We start from the raw sequence: 17212 nt of genomic DNA on the forward strand, positions 1-17212 counted from the left end.
CCTAAATTTTGGTAAAATAATGAAAAGGTTAATCAGGAGGTTCTTAATGGAAAAAGCGGAGTTAGAGAGGGATAGCACCAGTGAACAAAAGGTGCGCAGCGAAAGGAACAAAACCATTATTCTGACGCTTGTTTTGAGCTTCTTTATTATCGGGGGCCTTGGAACATGGGGGTATTACGCGCTGTTCGGAACAAAATCTGCAGCAGATTTTGATTTGCCTTCTAATGAAGAAGTTGCGGCTGCTGAAAAAACGAGCGGCACTTCGATTTACAAGCCTACTTTAAAAGTTCCGGTAACGGAAATACAGCGCCGAATAAATGTCATGCATGAGTACTGGAACCGCGAGCTAGGGTTTAATGCTTGGAATAACTATAGTATTTCGAGGAATAAAGAAGAACTGATGAATGTGAAGGATGATATACAGAACAAAATCCAGCCTTTTGTGTCGGGTCCATTAAAGGCAGATATGGAAAACGCGATTGCTAAAATAGATTCAAGCATGAAATCAGACAGTGTCGAACCGCTAAAAGGAGTCCATCGTATTTTTCATGATTTGGATATTACACTGAATGGTTATGAACAAGATGGGGTGTATTGGGAAGTAACCGAAACATGGGAATGGTATCAGAAAGCACATTAAGGATTTGCAACTTCATAAGATTGCTGTTATGATGATTCTAGAATTATTTTTGTTCGGTGTAATCAATAGTTTGAAATATAATTTTTCTTCTTGAGAATAGATTTGGGCAAGGATAGTAATATATTGTGTGGTAACGCACTAGGAGGCAACAAAAATGGAACAAGGTACAGTAAAATGGTTTAACGCAGAAAAAGGTTTTGGATTTATCGAACGCGAAAATGGAGACGACGTATTCGTACATTTCTCTGCAATCCAAACTGATGGTTTCAAGTCTTTAGACGAAGGCCAAAAAGTAACTTTTGATGTTGAGCAAGGTGCTCGTGGAGCTCAAGCTGCTAACGTTCAAAAAGCATAATCTTATATGATTATATGAACAGGCTCTCTTTAGAGCCTGTTTTTTTATTGTTTTTACTTTGTTGCAATATGGAAGGGTTGATTTCCGCTCCAGGATGCTCGCTTTCCGCGGGGCGTGCGGTGAGCCTCCCTATCGCTTCGCGCTGGCGGGGTCTCACCTGTCCCGCTGATCCCGCAGGAGTCTCGCACCTTACGCTCCAATCAACTAGTCGAAGAAGCGTACTCCACAAAAAATGTTCAAAAGCAACTATCTTTTAGAAGATGAGCCTAAATAAAATAATCAATAAAAAAACCCCGCTCAAAAAGTTGAGCAGGGACATGGTACAGGCAAAGTAAAAAATTTAATGCATTAAAGGTTATTCATAGTATAACATACTAAATACTTCAATAGTGCTATTATAAAAGCATTGCCCTCAAACTGTATGAGAGCAATGCTTTTTTCGTTTCTTAAGTAGCCGGTGTCATATAATGATCTTTCAGCTGGTCACGCAATGTCCGCTTTAAGAACTTTCCGACCGACGTTTTCGGAATCTCATCCATAAACACGATGTCGTCTGGAATCCACCACTTCGCAAACTGCGGTTTTAAATATTCCAGAATATCCTCTTTTGCTGCTTTTCCTTTTGCTTCAGGTTTCAAAACGACACACGCGAGCGGCCTCTCCTGCCATTCCGGATGCGGAACCGCGATAACGGAAGCTTCAAAAACATCCGGGTAAGCCATGATCGCATTCTCTAAATCTACTGACGAGATCCACTCCCCGCCGCTCTTAATCAAATCCTTCGTCCTGTCTACAATCTTCACAAAGCCTTCTTCATCAACCGTTACAACATCCCCGGTATGAAGCCAGCCATCGACGAACGTCCCTTCCGTCCTGTCGTCTTGGTAGTATTCATCAGCAATCCAATTGGATCTGAGCAGCAATTCTCCCATCTCGTTGCCGTCCCACTTCACTTCACCGTTCGCACCGATTACCTTCATCTCAACACCCGGCACGACATAGCCCTGTTTTGCTTTAATATCTAGTTTTGCTTCGTCATCCAAGTCCGTTTGGTAGGTTTTGAGGCGGGTCGAGATCACAAGCGGACTCGTTTCTGTCATTCCATACGCGTGCATGAACGGAATTTTATGTTTTTCCTGAAACGCTTTGATCATGCCTTTTGGAGCAGCAGATCCTCCGCATAAAACAGCTCGAAGGCTAGAAGTATCATAGCTTTTTTGATCCAATTCACGAAGGAGTCCCATCCAAATCGTTGGTACGCCAGCGGTTACCGTAACTTTTTCCATCTCAATAAGTTCTGCTAAAAGCTGCGGCGTAAACTGCGGTCCAGGCATAACCTGCTTCGATCCAAACCAAGTCGCAGCATAAGGAAGCCCCCAAGCATTAACGTGGAACATCGGTACAACCGGCATACAAACGTCACTCTCTGAAACGGCTCCGCAATCAGCTAGCCCAAGCGCCATCGAATGAAGAACCGTCGAACGATGCGTGTACGTTACCCCTTTCGGATTCCCAGTTGTGGCAGACGTGTAGCACATTCCAACAGGGTCATTCTCATCAACATTCTGAGGGAACTCATAACCCGGGTCACCCGTCTCAAGAAGTTTTTCATAATGATAAAGTGGCTGAAGCCGTGAATTAGGCAGCTCATCTTCATCGGTCATTAATATAAAAGCTTTTACGTTAGGAATATGGTCTTTTATGTGTTCAACAAGAGGAAGAATGTCCTGATCGATCAATAAAATCTGGTCATCGGCGTGATTGATAATGTATGCGATGTGCTGAGGGGAAAGTCGGATATTTATCGTGTGAAGTACAGCTTCCACACCAGGGATGGCAAAATACGCTTCAAGGTGGCGATGGTGGTTCCATGCAAGCGTACCAATGCGCTCACCCTTTTGAACACCAAGCCGCTTAAGCGAACTCGACAACCTGCGGGTCCGTTCCCCGATCTCACGGTAACTGAACTTGCGGATCCCTGACATCGTCCGGCTTGTTACTTCTTTTTTAGCAAAATAACGTTCCGCGTGCTCCAACATACTCGTTACTCGAAATGGCACATTCATCATCATAACTGCTTCTCCTCCTTTGAAATAAAACAAGCTATAACTGTAAGCGCTATCACTACTCAACTAGTTCACCTTACCTAGGATGAAATCCTGCTATGGAAACACATTTATTGGAGGGTTTTACTGGTAAAATGATAAGGATTTTTTAATGTAGAAAAATATTTTGAAATTCTGTTAGATTTTTACGTTAAACTATAAAAAACGGCATATAAAGGAGTGTCAATTATGCCAGATTGGTCGTATCATACATTTTTTAAACCAGTGTTGTTCCGGATGAAACCAGAAACGAGCAGGGATTTTACTTTACAGTTAATGAATAAGCTCGCGAGACTTCCACTTGGAGATAAAGTCATCAACTTCTTTGGACACATGCAGCCGCCTGGAGAATTAGAGCGAAATATTGCTGGCATTCGTTTCCCTTCCCCTGTTGGCATTAGCGGTGCATTAGATCCTAACTTAAAAGGAACAACTTCTTATTCTAATCTTGGGTTCGGTTTTATAGAAGTGGGGCCAATTTCAATAAAACCTTGTACATTGCAGAAACCTATTAAACGCAATACAGATGAAGAAACATTATGGTATCAACATTTGCATTCGAATATGGGTTTAGATGAAGCACTCGGAAAACTTCAGCAGACAAAGCCAACCGTTCCAATGGGTATAGGGATTAAGGGTCAAACAGAAGAAGAGCTATCTCATCTAACTGAAAACCTTGATGATTATGCTGATTTTTTTATAGTTGATCTAAATGCGGCTGATCACATTGAGAAATTGAGGAAAATTACAACTAAACCGGTTTTTTTGGAGTTAACCCATAACAAGCTGGATGAAAACAAATTTAACCATTTAGAGATTGATGGTTTTTTACTTAGAGAAGGTGTTCAAAAAGACAACGGCATAGAACTAGGAAAATCTGAGATTCCGCTTTTGAAAAGCAGCATTCAGCAGCTTTTACCTTTTGATAAACCGATTATTGCTTCTGGTGGTGTACACGAACCAAACGATGCTCTAGAACTTTTCCGCTCTGGAGCATCACTTATCCAGCTTCATAGCGGATTCGTTTTTTCTGGACCAGGTCTTCCCAAAAGAATTAATGAGCGTTATGTCTATGAAAGGACTTCCGAAACCAAGCAAAACACAAATGGATGGCTATCGTTTTTCTTTATGGGTTTGGGTGTTTTTCTCTCAGGAATTATCGCTTTGATAGTTGGTCTTACTCAGGTTCTCCTGCCATATGACGAGGCGTTTTTAGGAATGAAAAGCGAGGAGATCATTGCCTACAATCACCATCTGTTTCACTTCATGTCACATGACCGGATCTGTCTTGCCGGAGTCATGATATCCGCAGGTTTTATGTTCATGCAGCTCTCTTACCACGGCATAAGGAAAGGTGAACATTGGGCTAAAAAAGCATTTGTGATAGCGGCAGCCATCGGTTTTTTAAATCTCTTTTATTTTATAGGCTTTGGTTATTTCGATAAGCTTCACTTTTTTTATTACTTTATAATTTTTCCATTTTTCATCTTTGGACTTTATCGATCCCGAAACATGACAATCGGAAGCAATGGGACGAATTTACACAACAGCACTTCATGGAAAAAAAGTCAGCTTGGACAAAGTATGTTTGTGATCTCAGGTGTCTGCCTGCTTTCTGCTGGTATTGTCATTTCGATTATCGGCATGAATGGCGTTTTTGTACCAGAGGACCTGATGTTCTTTTCACTGACACCTGAACAGATAACAGCATTCAACGAGAAACTCATTCCTTTAATTGCGCATGACCGGGCAGGCTTTGGCGGAGCATTGATCTCTGAGGGATTTCTCCTGCTAACCATCGCTTTATGGGGCTATACAGAAGGTGCAAAATGGGTCTGGTGGACACTTGCAATCGGAGGAATACCAGGATTTGTGACAGGTGTAGGAACTCATTTTATGATCGGGTATGATAATCACTTCCATCTTTCACCTGCTTATCTGTTGTTTGTGTTTTATATTGTTGGTTTGATTTATTCTTATCCTTATTTGAGAGGGAGTAAGAAGCAACCACTATCATTGACTTCTTTTGGAGCAAAAAAAGTGTAGACGCGATTGCATCTGCACTTTTTTAATTGACTACTTTAGTTGAGATTGTTTTTGTAAGTTAATCGCCTTTCGGATAGCGATGATCGTCCCCATATGCAGCCCTTCATGATAAAAAGTTCGCGGCAGTACTTCCGCAAACGTACTCATGCCAAGCTCAGTCGGTTCATCTAACTCCTGATCGAGACGATGACCGAATTCCTGCTCAATAAATTGTACCTGCTCCATCAAACGGTTACGAAGTTCTTCAAGTGTCGGAGGAGTCTGCTGCCAGTTCTCCGGCTTTGTTCCGTATCCGAACAGCTCACGATAATGACGCTGGGCTGGATTATCCTCGCGCGTTTTATGATATAGCCAATCGTACTGATCCAAGTAAATGTGCCCTAAGTTCCAACGAATGTTGTTGTTAAAGCCTTCAGGAACAAAGTCCGCTTCCTCTTCTGTTAATCCTTCAACCGAGCTCAACGTATTATGGCGGAAAGCAGCGAGCTGTTTTAATAAGATTTCATTTCTCAACCTGGTTACCTCCTTCATTTCCCTGCTATTTACTTTTTTCGCTTAAACGTTAAAAAATCCCTTCTCATCACAAAAAAAAGCACACCCTATACAGAGCGTGCCTTTATCATTTTTTTGTTAAGTTACATATCTCCAGCAATCAGTCCATATTTGCCGTCTTTACGTCTGTACACGACGTTCATCTCACCAGTTTCGGCATTGTTATATACGAAGAAGTTATGGCCCAGTAAGCCCATTTGAAGAATCGCTTCCTCGGTGTCCATCGGTTTAAAGTCAAAACGCTTTTCACGGACAATCTCGAAGTCATCTTCTTCCTCCAACAGAGCAGTGGATACTCCATCTGTTCCGTTAGCAAACATGTGCTTTGAACCTTCAGCATTTCTAAATTTGCGGTTTACTTTTGTTTTGTGTTTACGAATTTGACGCTCTAATTTTTCTACCACCAAATCAATCGCAGCGTATAAATCCAAATGACGTTCCTCTGCACGAAGCAAGAGTCCCTTCATCGGTATTGTAACCTCAATGGATTGTTCATTGTTATACACTTTCAAATTGACGTGTACTTCAGAGTTCGGAGTTTCGTTAAAGTATTTTGTGAGTTTAGTTACCTTCTTCTCCACGTAAGCCCTAATGGCTTCGGTCACCTCGATGTTTTCTCCACGAATGTTAAAATGCATAACTTAACTCCTCCTTTCGGTGATGTATATATATTTCTATGTACCCTAAAAGAATTCCTCCGTAACATTTAAAATATTTTGACAATTTATTTACATTCTCGACATTTTCTTAATATAGCGAGCTAATACAACTTTAGATATAAAGAAATTTGAATCAAATTTCATAATGGATTGGTTAAATTTAAGAAGAGCATTACTTTTCACACAATTTATTACTATTTTAAAATAAATTATCGTCTCATAAAAAATAAAAACCCGCCTGCGGTGACAGGCGGGATCTCAGTTATGGTCGTTAATGCTTTGAATTATAGTTTAGTTACGTTAGCCGCTTGAGGCCCACGTGCGCCATCTACAATATCAAACTCAACTTGCTGACCTTCGTCAAGGCTTTTGAATCCATCAGTGTTGATTGCGGAGAAGTGTACGAACACATCGTCCCCGTCTTCGCGCTCAATAAATCCAAAACCTTTTTCTGCGTTAAACCATTTTACTTTTCCTAACATGCCTTTCACAATCCCTTCATCATGCGAATCTTTGTATAGTAAATCTATACACTTCATAGTATGACACATACCCAAAAAAGTTGTCAAAGGCTTAAGATTAGCGAATAATAAGAAGTTTTGTCGAAAAATCTTAGTCGGCTTACATGAATAAATATACATTATATACATAAAAATAACCGATTGTTACAACCAGTTATTTGAAAGCTCTTAGAACATCTGCGAAACCATTTGTGCCAGCTTCGCACATCATCGCAAGCAGTCAGTCCTTCAATTGGTAAAGTTGCGAATAGGAGCGACTTTTTTCATACTTCTAATTCAGGCTTGGCCACATATAATGCAATATACAAACTCAGGGAAGTTAAACACGTGTTTAAAAAGGAGGCAATGGACGTTGCTGAACATGATCGAAAAAGTAGTCCTAAGCATGGCCGTAATCCGCATACTATCCGGAACCCTCGAAATCACTGCAGCTCTTTTTATGCTGCATTACAATACCGTCGAACGCGCACTTGTCATTAATTCCCTGCTCTCCATGGTCGGACCCGTTATCTTTTTCTCTACGATGACCATTGGAATCTATGGATTGTCTGCTAAACTATCTTTCTCAAGCTTATTGTGGATTATGTTGGGGATTATTTGTATTGTTTATGGGATAAAGAGGTGAATATTTCGTAGAAAAATTTCATTTATTGTTACTTTTTACTCCAGAGGTACTAAGTGTATGTGCTCTCGATTGGACAATCTCACGAAAAAAGAGTTATTCTCTCGAAAATGGAACTTATTCTCACGAAAATCTTTACGAATCTCACGAAAAATAAAATATACTCGCGAGGCGGCACAGTTCGACATGCCACTCTAATCATAATAAAAACCTTAGCCCACTCGGAGCTAAGGTTTCATTAATTCTTCTTATCAAAATACATTCCATCCGCCGACAGCGTCTGATACGGATTTGCGTACTGGACATTCTTTTCTTTCTTCTTCTTCATCATCGACAAGTTGTGCTTGATCTCTTCAAACTGACGCACCAGCAATGGTTCGATCGTCTCGTTCATCTTCAAAATCATCTGCCCTATACGCTGCTCTTCCTCCGAATACGTGGGAGGCAACTTATTCATGATCGCCTGACGCTGATCTAACAGCTCATTCAACCGCTCGATGTAAAGTTCGCGCTCCACTTTTGGAAGCCCGCTACTCACATGATCATATAGGTTTTTCGTAATCTCCAATAAAATCTTACCGGCTGACATTACACGCGCCCAGCCTCGCCGTGCTGCATACGGCGGTTAATCAGGATTACTTCTTTCCAAGTGTTGCGGAAATCCAGCACATAATCTTCCACTTCATCCAGGATCTCTACATCGCTCTGAATGTTCGCCTCGATCAGACGGCGGTTGATGTAATCGTACATCTGCATCAAGGACTTCGAAACTTCTAGATCCATGTTCAGCGTAACCATCAATTCCTGAATGATCTTCTGTGCTTTTAATAGATTTTTATTCTTTTCTTCTGTATTCTTCATCTCAATCGCCGTACGCGCGAGACCGATAAATTTCAAACATCCGTTATAGAGCATGAGCGTCAACTCGCCGGGAGACGCCGTTTGGACTGAGTTGTTTTGATACGCCTTGTTCGCGTTAAGTATGGACATGTAAAGGTAACACTCCTTTTTGGTTTAAAGATTACTGTCCGCCGCCAAACTGTTGCATTAAGTACATTGATTGTTGATTTGAACGCTGGATTGCTTGTTCCATTGCGGAGAACTGGCGCCAATATCGATTCTCCACCTGAACTAAACGATCTTCGAATGCTGAGATTCGTTTATCTACGTCTGTTAGTTCGCGACCGAGAGTGTATGTTGCATTTGTTCCTCCAGCATTTCCAGCTTTCGATTCAATCTTCTTTTTAGTACCTTCAATGGTTTCCCTAAGTTTTTTAGCAACTCCATCAACAGCGTCGGTGCCAGTAAAAAGTTTCATAACGGCATCTGGATTAGTTGCTAAAGCTTCCCGTAGCTTCGTTTCATCTATTTCTAGCTTCCCTTTATCCTGATAAATACTTGTAGTTGTAATTCCGATTTCTGAAAGCTGATCGTATTTTGTGTCCCCTGTATTTATCGTTGAATACATATCTTGACGCATGGCATTCAATCCGCTTGAAAGAATGGAATCACGGCGCAGCATACCACTCTTTGCCTTCTCATCCCACAGTTCTGCTTCTTTCTCAGAAAGATCCTTGCGCTGCTCATCAGTTAAAGGAGGAAAATCACGATATCTAGTTTCACTTGTCTTCTTATTAATGGTTTCAATAGTTTCATTGTATTTATCCACAAAACCCTTAATAATATCTACCGTAGCATTTGTGTCGCTAGAAACCGAGATGTTTGCAGAGCCTTTTTGCTGGAGATTATACGTGACACCGCTTATTGTAAATGAGTTTGTCGCTCTTTTTGTATCATAACCATTAATCGTAAATTCTGCCAAAGTACCCTGTTTTTTACCTGTAGTTGCAATTTCTCCATTAGTAACTGCATTAGTAAAACCTAAGCTTTGCATAAAAGTTTCAGTTCCAGATCCCGAGTCATTTATTATTATGGAAGCTTGGTCACCAGTATCTTTTTTTGTTATTACGAATTTATCTTGTTGTTCATCATAAAAAGCAGTTACACCAAGACCAGAAGAATTAAACTTGGAAGCAATGGTGTCAATACTATCTCCTTTGACAATATCAATTGTTTGCGTAGTAGTAGTTGATCCATCACCACTTTTAACGGAAAAAGAAAGCTTTACATCAGCCGCAGCTGTATACCCTTCTGCAAGAGTCCCTTCTGTTACCCACATTGCTGGTTTAGCTAAAACAGAAACATCAATGTTTGTGGTCGTATTAACTGCATTTCCATTTGCTGTTGCGGAAACAACACTGGAGTTAGAGCTTGTAACAGCCTTTTTTGAAAAACTTCCCTGCATATTAATACCGCTGAAAATCAAATCATCTAAATCTTTTAACAATCTATTCATTGATCGATAATCGTCACGCTGCCACTCGAGAGTAGTCTTTTTCTGTGCAAGTTTATCTAAAGGAATTCGCTCAGCTCTCATTAAATCTTTAACGAGCGAGTCGATGTCCATTCCACTTGCTAATCCGCCAATTCTCATAACCACGGTTCATCACCGTCCCTAAATTTTTTTATCAACAAAGATACCCATAAAGTCGATCATTTCTGCATACATATCAAGAAACTTTTTATTCGGTATCTCCTTCACTACATCCTTTGTTACTTCATCTACAATCTGCACATAATAATCGTTCAATTTTTCATGAAGAACAAATTTAGTAGATGTATGTGCTGGCTTCAGCATATCGTTCATCGCATTGATAACTTTTTCTAGTTTTTCTTTTGTCGGTTTTGCTTGTACTGACGCTTCAGCTTTCGGTGTTTGTTCTTGTGTGTTTTGGCTTTTAAGCACAGGCTCAGATTTTTGAATAACAGGAGAACTAATAGATTGTAGTTCCACCTTCATCGCCCCTTTAATTTTTCTCTAAATCTTATATCGGATTGTTCAAATAATTGTTGAGGAAGAAGGGTAAAAGAAAAAAAGAAGAAACTTTATTACAATTCTATGAAACTGCTCTCATACACAGTTTTTTATTGTAAAATAGTTGATGTTGAAGAAGATTAATGAAATAAAATTAACAATAAACACCAATCTTATACATACAAAAAATTAAACTACTAAAAATAAAAATCCTAAAATAAAACTAATGAGAGGATAATGGCATTAATGAAAGATAGACAGAAAAAACAGCCAAAGAAACGCAGTCAGCCCCATAAAGCTGGCTCCAAACAGAATGCAGCCATTGAACAGCCTCTACATAAAAACAGATACATTCCGGGCCTTGACGGATTACGGGCAATCGCAGTTCTTGCCGTCATCGCCTATCATTTAAACTTTGATTGGGCTGCTGGAGGGTTACTCGGAGTTACCGTCTTTTTTGTTTTATCAGGATACCTAATAACCGATCTTCTGATCACTGAATTTGTTACAACAGATCGGATTAATTTTAAAAACTTTTGGATTCGCCGGGCACGAAGATTGCTGCCTGCTATGTTCACAATGCTACTAGTCGTCATTACATGGGTTACGATCTTTGAACAGTCCATGTTAGATAGATTAGAAGAAGATACGGTTGCAGCGATACTATACGTCAGCAACTGGTGGTACATTTTTCAGGACCTTTCGTATTTTGAGAGTTTTGGCCCCCCTTCCCTTTTAACTCACTTTTGGTCGCTGGCGGTGGAGGAGCAATTCTATATTTTATGGCCGCTTGTGATTTTACTAGTTTTGAAAATGAAGGTGAAAGAAGGATCTTTGTTCTCTGTGATGCTATTAGGAGCAATTGCTTCAGCTGCAGCCATGACACTTTTGTATGAACCAGGAACTGATCCGAGCCGTGTTTATTATGGAACAGACACACGAATCTTTTCGCTATTACTTGGTGCTAGCTTAGCAGTTATCTGGCCGAGCCGAAAGCTATCAACGAACTTGCCATCTGAGATTCGCTGGAAATTAGATTTTGTCGGTCTGTTTGCTTTAGGTTTCATTTTCTACATGTTCTGGAGTACGGACCAGTATCAAGACTTCCTGTATCAAGGCGGTATGGTGGCGATGTCTGTTGCTTCACTGCTCGTGGTGGCTGTAATCGTGCATCCATCCAGTAAACTGAACACCGTGTTAAGCTTCAAACCATTGCGCTGGATTGGAGTTCGTTCTTACGGAATCTACTTATGGCACTTTCCGGTGATTGTGCTTTCTAGTCCTCAATGGGGAGCCGATGCACCTAGCTTAGTCCGAACATCGTTACAGTTGTTCTTAATTTTAACTTTTGCAAGCCTATCATGGACATTCATCGAAAATCCAATACGAAAAGGAGCGTTAACCCGATTCTGCCGAGTTGTGAAATGCGGAGAATGGAGACGGGAAAAATCGTTTATCGGACGCTTTGTAACAACAGCAAGTATCCTTTGCGTCTTTTTAGCGATCTCTACGATAGGTCTCACAACAACATCTGTTGCGCTCAGTAAAGACAACGTGATCAATGCGATACAAGAAAAAGTCGGAAAAGAAGAACCGCCAACAGAGAATAAGATAAACGAACCGGACATTAAACCTAAAACACCAAAAACAGAACCTAAAAAAGAGGAGCCGAAAGAAACACCTCTGATCGAAGCGCCTCCTGCATGGACAAACAAGTCAGTAACAGTTATTGGCGATTCCGTCATGATCGATGTAACGCCACACCTTGAAGAAGCCTTCGAGAATGTAGAGGTTGATGCAAAAATCGGACGTCAATTTAGAGAAGCCGAAGATATCGTGCAGCAAAAGAAAAACAATGGCAGCTTAGGAGAGATTGTTGTCATCGAGCTTGGAGCAAACGGACCGCTTTCTGAGGAAAAACTTGCTGAATTAATTGAGGATATTGGAACAAATCGTGATATTTACATGATTACTACACGTGTACCAAAACCTTGGCAGAATGAAATCAACGATACTATGAAAGAAGTTGCGAGAATTTATAAGAATGTGAAAGTAGTAGACTGGTTCTCGTTCAGTGAATCACACCATGAATACATTGGAAAAGATGGTGTGCATCTAACATTAACAGGTGCAGAAGCTTATGCTAAGTATCTTATTTATCACATGAATTAATTTCAACTTAAGCCAATCACCTGATAATAGGCGGTTGGCTATTTTGTTTTTATTTATCGAATATAGAACAGAATTCCACTCTATTAATAAGTAAAATTTTTTCCTTTATGCTAAATAATTAAACTTCGGTTACTTTTTTATAATTAAACAATTTCTCATATAATTTTTCCACATTAGAAAATTATCATATAAATTATTCTCACATATTTTAATACAACCATCATAATCTTCAATATTTAATAATTCAAATATCTGGCCAATGTTTTTATCAATCTTATTAAATTTCAATTCCATTTGTTTATCCATAAAATTTATTAATTCCTTCTTCATTGTACTGCCAACTTTATTTAAAGAATCTATTATATCTTGAAGAATTTCCATTGATTCTTTTATTTGTCCTTTTTTAATTAATGTCACAAAGGTTTTAATACCTTCCTCACACATATCAATTAACTCTAAAATTTGAACATTTACATCAATTAGTGAATTAATTGTTATTATGTTTCTTTTAGTCTCTGCTATTAGTTCTATACCATCATCAAATACGTGAATTGGTTTTAATCTAGTATCACAAAAAATTTCAAATCCTAATTGTTTTGCAGTTCGACAAAATGGGATATCTTCCCCAAGCACATCCATTCCATACCTAACACCTGCCTCAATTACAGATCGTTTAATTAAATATACTGCACCAGTCATATCTACAGAAATAAGCCCTTCGGGAACTTCTTCTATATGTTTTCCATCAACAAAAATATTATGAGCCATTAAAACTGGACTATTTTTTATTATCATTGAAACTATATCTTTATCATGATTAATTAATTGTTGGAGGCTTCCTTCTGGTAAAATAATATCTGTATCTACAGAAAATAAATAATCACAATCACTTTTCAAAAATTCATCTAATAAAACATTTCTTAGTAAAGCCAAATTCTTTTTAGAATATTCTCCTCTTCTTTCACCATAATTACTATCAAGGTTATATCTATAGACGTCAAACCCATTTTCTTTTAAAATTTGCTCAGTATTATCTACACTATCGTTAACTATAAAACAAGTCTCAAAATTAACTTTTTGTTTTAATAACCCTTCAATATATCTTGGTAAAATCCAAGCCCTGTTCCGAACTGGTGCTCCAATAAAAATTTTCGGGTGTTTATTAGTGGGATTTTCAAGATAACAATCATCATTTTTTATTGATTTTAAAGATTCATTTTGCAACTCAGATATTTTAGAATATATTATAAGGATTTGACTTCCGTTCCAAAATTTACCTCTATTAATTTTAGAGCAATCAATTATTTTATGAAAAGAAAGTACAAAATCATTTATTACTAAGGGAAAACTTTCAAAATCAAATCTATAATGATGTTCATTTGCCATATTACTTTTATTCTCTTGAAAAGGTAAAAGAAGTATCAAGTGCTTACTGGTATTACTTAATAAACTGTCAATTATAGGATATGGATTTAAAAAATGCTCAAGAGTATTTGAAGATATTAATATATCATTTTTAAAATTAAGGTTTTGAATATCTAAACAAAAAAAATCATTATCTGGGTATAGTTCTTTTGCGTTATGTATTGCTTGATTTGAAAAATCAATACCTACCACTTTACAATTAGGATATTTTAAAGAATATTCTTCAACTGCTTGTCCCTCAGCACACCCTATGTCACATACTTTAACACCGTTATTTAAAATTTCTTTAATAAAGTGTGGCAGGTTATTAATTATCAAATTAGCAAAAAACTTAGTTTGTTGTTTACCATCAAAATTGTTCCAATCGTTTTTAAAACGATAATCCCAATATTGTTTACTATTCACACTTATATTTGTACTCATTATAATGTTACCTTCCTCTTATATTACAAAGAGGTCAAGATAAACTTGACCTCTTATTATAGAAATTAACTTAATACTATCTTAATAATTGTAAAACACCTTGTGGCTGTTGATTAGCTTGAGCCAACATAGCTTGAGCCGCTTGAGATAGTATAGAATTTTTTGTCTGGTTCATCATTTCTTTTGCCATATCAACGTCTCGAATACGTGATTCTGCTGCAGTTAAGTTTTCTGAAGATGTTCCTAAATTGTTAATAGTATGTTCTAATCGATTCTGAACTGATCCAAGTTTAGAGCGCTCAGCTGAAACTTTTTGAATTGCACCATCAATAACTTTTACAGCAACATTAGCTTGTGTTTGAGTTTCAACTTTCAAATCTTTTACTCCTAATGCTGAAGCACTCATACTATTTACATCTAAACTAAGGCTTTGATCGGTGTTAGAACCAATTTGGAATGTAGCACTACCATTAGAACGAGTTTCTTTTGCTTGTTGAACTTCTGTAAAAGCTGAAAGAGAATTGGTCGCAGCTTGCCGAATGTTTCCGTTCGCATCTTTTACAGTTATTGTCAATCCATTAATAGCCCCTGTAGCTCCTGTAGTTTGAGCTGCTATGTTTATTTGTTTATTATTTGTAGAATCCATAGCTGGAGCAGCAGTATTTGAATCATCACCAGTACCTGTTGTTCCTAAAGCTGCAAGCGTTCTAGAAGCAGGGGTTGCAGCTCCATCACTTACTGTAAAAGTGTTTGACACTGTTGTTCCATCTTTAACATAAGAAATAGTTATTGTGTCAGTCATTGTAATTCCAAGGGAATTTCCATCTTTATCAAGTAAAGATGTAAGTGCATCTGTAGTAGCAACTGCAGTTGAGCTATTAGTAACTCGAAGTTGATCGTTTCCTAGAATATTAGCTTGTGCAGTACTTGCTTTTGACATAGAACCATCCAATAAGTTCTTAGAGTTAAACTGCGTCGTAGAGGAAATTCTATCGATTTCCTTTGATAATTGTGTCATTTCATCTTGAACATTTTTACGATCTTGATCAGTGTTTGTATCATTTGCAGACTGTACTGATAATTCTCTCATCCGTTGCAAGATATCGTGAGTTTCATTCAAAGCACCTTCAGCGGTTTGAATCATAGAAATTCCATCTTGAGCGTTTCGACTTGCTTGATCTAACCCACGAATTTGTCCGCGCATTTTTTCAGAAATTGCAAGACCCGCAGCGTCATCTCCAGCACGATTAATACGAAGACCGGAAGAAAGTTTTTCCATTGACTTCATTTGACCAGCATTAGCAGTTCCTAACTGACGATAAGTATTTAGAGCAGCAATATTGTGATTAATTCTCATTTCTTTTTCCTCCTTGAATGTGTTCCGTCCACGTCCTTGTGGTTGGATTCTTTATTGAAACATGCTTTACTTTTACGGCCGTTAAAAGTACTACTTGTTTCTACATTCTTAATATCGGAGTTAATAGAAACATGTTTAACTAGAATTCATTCTTTTTTAACTTTTTTAATTGTTGAAATCCATTTAATGATGTATCTGCCGCTTCATTATTCTCGTTTTGAATGGCTAGGTACACTTCTTTTCGATAAATCTCGATATTTTTAGGTGCAGAGATTCCAAGTTTTACTTGTTCACCGTCAATAGACAAAACCGTTAGTTCAATATCGTCACCAATTTTAATTGCTTCTTGTAATTTTCGGGTTAATACTAACATACTAACCCTCCTGTCCGACTAACTTGGATTCTGAAAGTTCGTGTCTTGTTTTATATCGTTTATCTGTTAAAACCACTTGTTTAGCCAAGTTTTCTTTAACATTGATTACAACTGGTGCTTGCAAATTTGCAGTAGACTTATCTAAAGGTTCATGAATCGTTAAGATCACCTGAACAAGCACATCTGATTCATCTTTGATCTTTAAATGATCTTGGACGGATTCTGCTAATTCAAAATCATATTTCTTAAAAAAGAGAAATGGATTTGTTGTAAAAAACGCAAGATCTTTTGTAGAAATAGATTGCAGTGTTGAAAAAGGGGTTTCTTCCATCGGGAGTAGGACAAAGTGTTTTTCATTTTCAAATCCTGGCAAGCCATGTTCGAAATATAGAATATCTCCTTCATTAATTTCTATAGCTTCTTCAAACTTTGTATGAAGTATCATAGTCATCATCCTTTACTTTTTTTCATCAACATGTAATCCTACGAAATCAATAGATAAAGACGGTTTTTGTGTTAGGTCAATATCCACTGTTCCAGGTCTATAATTGTGGACAGGTTTATTAACTTTAACATCAATTTCCGGTTTGTGTGTTTGCCAATTCAGTTTCGCCACACTTGGCTGATAGTTAATTTTAACGCTATTTGCCGACGGTATGAAACCAATGTTAAATTCATAGATTGGACTTTCACTGTTTATTTTCGCATGTTCTGGAATCGGGTTTCCACCATTTTCGATCATCATGAGGTCATCCCCTTCTTGAGCCATTCTGGCAAGTCCGGTTAACCAATCCTGGGAACCTTGTTGTGCAAATTCTTCTATTCTTCTAGAAATATGTTTTAAATCCATATCTGCCCAGGCTTCGGTTTGATCAATTGTGAGCTGTGAAAGTGTACGGTCGATTTGCAACTCTGCCTTTGGTTGCTTAATCATTAAATCTGCGGGCTGCTGCCGAATTTCTTGTAAAGGTTTATTTATAGTTAATCCAATCTTAGCAGAAGCTGATTCCAATCTAATTTGAGGAACGTTCATGAGATGCCCTCCTAAAAAAGTGTCTACTGCAAGAAAAGAGCTATCACGAGGATA

General features: G+C 38.2%; 18 protein-coding genes. 5 read left to right on the plus strand and 13 right to left on the minus strand.

Annotation, left to right across the window (positions count from 1 at the left end; all coding sequences use genetic code 11):
* Window positions 1–46: 46 nt before the first annotated feature.
* Both ACFQ4X_RS13565 and cspC read left to right on the plus strand, forming a co-directional pair.
* The gene (locus ACFQ4X_RS13565; protein WP_379835925.1) at window positions 47–640 is read left to right on the plus strand and encodes a hypothetical protein; all 594 of its coding nucleotides are present in this window, start codon (window positions 47–49) and stop codon (window positions 638–640) included.
* Between the two features lie 154 nt (window positions 641–794).
* Complete coding sequence (gene cspC / locus ACFQ4X_RS13570) at window positions 795–995, plus strand: cold shock protein CspC (protein WP_066292827.1); 201 nt, start codon at window positions 795–797, stop codon at window positions 993–995.
* A 446-nt stretch (window positions 996–1441) separates the two neighbouring features.
* Here cspC and ACFQ4X_RS13575 read toward each other — a convergent pair whose 3' ends face one another.
* The gene (locus ACFQ4X_RS13575; RefSeq protein ID WP_379835927.1) at window positions 1442–3067 is read right to left on the minus strand and encodes a long-chain fatty acid--CoA ligase; all 1626 of its coding nucleotides are present in this window, start codon (window positions 3065–3067) and stop codon (window positions 1442–1444) included.
* A gap of 222 nt (window positions 3068–3289) precedes the next feature.
* On the opposite strand from ACFQ4X_RS13575, the gene ACFQ4X_RS13580 reads away from it, so the two are divergent.
* Window positions 3290–5146 carry a dihydroorotate dehydrogenase gene (locus ACFQ4X_RS13580; RefSeq protein WP_379835929.1) on the plus strand — a complete coding sequence of 619 codons (1857 nt, stop codon included), beginning with the start codon at window positions 3290–3292 and terminating at the stop codon, window positions 5144–5146.
* A gap of 30 nt (window positions 5147–5176) precedes the next feature.
* Here the strand turns inward: ACFQ4X_RS13580 and ACFQ4X_RS13585 are convergent, their stop codons facing one another.
* From ACFQ4X_RS13585 to ACFQ4X_RS13595, 3 genes are all read right to left on the minus strand, one after another.
* Complete coding sequence (locus ACFQ4X_RS13585) at window positions 5177–5659, minus strand: DinB family protein (protein WP_379835931.1); 483 nt, start codon at window positions 5657–5659, stop codon at window positions 5177–5179.
* Between the two features lie 122 nt (window positions 5660–5781).
* Window positions 5782–6336 (minus strand): ribosome hibernation-promoting factor, HPF/YfiA family, encoded by a 555-nt coding sequence (hpf, locus tag ACFQ4X_RS13590; protein WP_379835933.1) that lies wholly within the window; start codon window positions 6334–6336, stop codon window positions 5782–5784.
* Window positions 6337–6641: 305 nt separating this feature from the next.
* Window positions 6642–6839, minus strand: coding sequence for a cold shock domain-containing protein (locus ACFQ4X_RS13595; protein WP_066245425.1), 198 nt, complete (start codon window positions 6837–6839; stop codon window positions 6642–6644).
* Between the two features lie 400 nt (window positions 6840–7239).
* Here ACFQ4X_RS13595 and ACFQ4X_RS13600 point away from each other — a divergent pair, with 400 nt between their 5' ends.
* Entirely contained in the window at window positions 7240–7503 is a 264-nt protein-coding gene (locus ACFQ4X_RS13600; RefSeq protein WP_379837172.1) for a YqhV family protein, read from the plus strand.
* A gap of 235 nt (window positions 7504–7738) precedes the next feature.
* Here ACFQ4X_RS13600 and ACFQ4X_RS13605 read toward each other — a convergent pair whose 3' ends face one another.
* Genes ACFQ4X_RS13605 through flaG form a run of 4 tightly spaced genes read right to left on the minus strand, consistent with a single transcriptional unit; the run spans window position 7739 to window position 10354 of the window.
* Window positions 7739–8089 carry a flagellar protein FliT gene (locus tag ACFQ4X_RS13605; RefSeq protein WP_379835935.1) on the minus strand — a complete coding sequence of 117 codons (351 nt, stop codon included), beginning with the start codon at window positions 8087–8089 and terminating at the stop codon, window positions 7739–7741.
* Window positions 8089–8490: a flagellar export chaperone FliS gene (gene fliS, locus ACFQ4X_RS13610; RefSeq protein ID WP_379835937.1), complete on the minus strand. Its 402-nt coding sequence runs from the start codon at window positions 8488–8490 to the stop codon at window positions 8089–8091. Before fliS ends, ACFQ4X_RS13605 begins: the two co-directional genes overlap by 1 nt.
* A gap of 31 nt (window positions 8491–8521) precedes the next feature.
* Complete coding sequence (locus ACFQ4X_RS13615) at window positions 8522–9994, minus strand: flagellar hook-associated protein 2 (RefSeq protein WP_379837174.1); 1473 nt, start codon at window positions 9992–9994, stop codon at window positions 8522–8524.
* Between the two features lie 21 nt (window positions 9995–10015).
* Window positions 10016–10354: a flagellar protein FlaG gene (gene flaG, locus ACFQ4X_RS13620; RefSeq protein ID WP_379835939.1), complete on the minus strand. Its 339-nt coding sequence runs from the start codon at window positions 10352–10354 to the stop codon at window positions 10016–10018.
* Between the two features lie 342 nt (window positions 10355–10696).
* Between flaG and ACFQ4X_RS13625 the strand changes: the two genes are divergently transcribed.
* Window positions 10697–12547, plus strand: coding sequence for an acyltransferase family protein (locus tag ACFQ4X_RS13625; RefSeq protein ID WP_379837176.1), 1851 nt, complete (start codon window positions 10697–10699; stop codon window positions 12545–12547).
* A 129-nt stretch (window positions 12548–12676) separates the two neighbouring features.
* Here ACFQ4X_RS13625 and ACFQ4X_RS13630 read toward each other — a convergent pair whose 3' ends face one another.
* The 5 genes from ACFQ4X_RS13630 to ACFQ4X_RS13650 all read right to left on the minus strand — a co-directional run bounded on the left by ACFQ4X_RS13630 (window position 12677) and on the right by ACFQ4X_RS13650 (window position 17158).
* Window positions 12677–14395, minus strand: coding sequence for a methyltransferase domain-containing protein (locus ACFQ4X_RS13630; protein ID WP_379835941.1), 1719 nt, complete (start codon window positions 14393–14395; stop codon window positions 12677–12679).
* A gap of 76 nt (window positions 14396–14471) precedes the next feature.
* Window positions 14472–15752 carry a flagellin gene (locus tag ACFQ4X_RS13635; protein ID WP_379835943.1) on the minus strand — a complete coding sequence of 427 codons (1281 nt, stop codon included), beginning with the start codon at window positions 15750–15752 and terminating at the stop codon, window positions 14472–14474.
* Window positions 15753–15891: 139 nt separating this feature from the next.
* Complete coding sequence (csrA, locus tag ACFQ4X_RS13640) at window positions 15892–16125, minus strand: carbon storage regulator CsrA (protein WP_379835945.1); 234 nt, start codon at window positions 16123–16125, stop codon at window positions 15892–15894.
* Window position 16126: 1 nt separating this feature from the next.
* Window positions 16127–16570, minus strand: a complete 444-nt coding sequence (fliW, locus tag ACFQ4X_RS13645) for a flagellar assembly protein FliW (protein ID WP_379835947.1) — start codon at window positions 16568–16570, stop codon at window positions 16127–16129.
* A gap of 12 nt (window positions 16571–16582) precedes the next feature.
* Window positions 16583–17158 carry a DUF6470 family protein gene (locus ACFQ4X_RS13650; RefSeq protein ID WP_379835949.1) on the minus strand — a complete coding sequence of 192 codons (576 nt, stop codon included), beginning with the start codon at window positions 17156–17158 and terminating at the stop codon, window positions 16583–16585.
* Window positions 17159–17212: the final 54 nt, after the last annotated feature.

This window comes from Fictibacillus halophilus, from assembly GCF_042680145.1.
Lineage (GTDB): Bacteria > Bacillota > Bacilli > Bacillales > Fictibacillaceae > Fictibacillus > Fictibacillus halophilus_A.

Coding starts and splice junctions, on each gene's coding strand:
- ACFQ4X_RS13565 (WP_379835925.1), top strand. CDS start 47: ATGGAAAAAGCGGAGTTAGAGAGGGATAGCACCAGTGAACAAAAGGTG.
- cspC (WP_066292827.1), top strand. CDS start 795: ATGGAACAAGGTACAGTAAAATGGTTTAACGCAGAAAAAGGTTTTGGA.
- ACFQ4X_RS13575 (WP_379835927.1), bottom strand. CDS start 3,067: ATGATGATGAATGTGCCATTTCGAGTAACGAGTATGTTGGAGCACGCG.
- ACFQ4X_RS13580 (WP_379835929.1), top strand. CDS start 3,290: ATGCCAGATTGGTCGTATCATACATTTTTTAAACCAGTGTTGTTCCGG.
- hpf (WP_379835933.1), bottom strand. CDS start 6,336: ATGCATTTTAACATTCGTGGAGAAAACATCGAGGTGACCGAAGCCATT.
- ACFQ4X_RS13595 (WP_066245425.1), bottom strand. CDS start 6,839: ATGTTAGGAAAAGTAAAATGGTTTAACGCAGAAAAAGGTTTTGGATTT.
- ACFQ4X_RS13600 (WP_379837172.1), top strand. CDS start 7,240: ATGATCGAAAAAGTAGTCCTAAGCATGGCCGTAATCCGCATACTATCC.
- ACFQ4X_RS13605 (WP_379835935.1), bottom strand. CDS start 8,089: ATGTCAGCCGGTAAGATTTTATTGGAGATTACGAAAAACCTATATGAT.
- fliS (WP_379835937.1), bottom strand. CDS start 8,490: ATGTCCATACTTAACGCGAACAAGGCGTATCAAAACAACTCAGTCCAA.
- ACFQ4X_RS13615 (WP_379837174.1), bottom strand. CDS start 9,994: ATGAGAATTGGCGGATTAGCAAGTGGAATGGACATCGACTCGCTCGTT.
- ACFQ4X_RS13630 (WP_379835941.1), bottom strand. CDS start 14,395: ATGAGTACAAATATAAGTGTGAATAGTAAACAATATTGGGATTATCGT.
- ACFQ4X_RS13635 (WP_379835943.1), bottom strand. CDS start 15,752: ATGAGAATTAATCACAATATTGCTGCTCTAAATACTTATCGTCAGTTA.
- csrA (WP_379835945.1), bottom strand. CDS start 16,125: ATGTTAGTATTAACCCGAAAATTACAAGAAGCAATTAAAATTGGTGAC.
- fliW (WP_379835947.1), bottom strand. CDS start 16,570: ATGATACTTCATACAAAGTTTGAAGAAGCTATAGAAATTAATGAAGGA.
- ACFQ4X_RS13650 (WP_379835949.1), bottom strand. CDS start 17,158: ATGAACGTTCCTCAAATTAGATTGGAATCAGCTTCTGCTAAGATTGGA.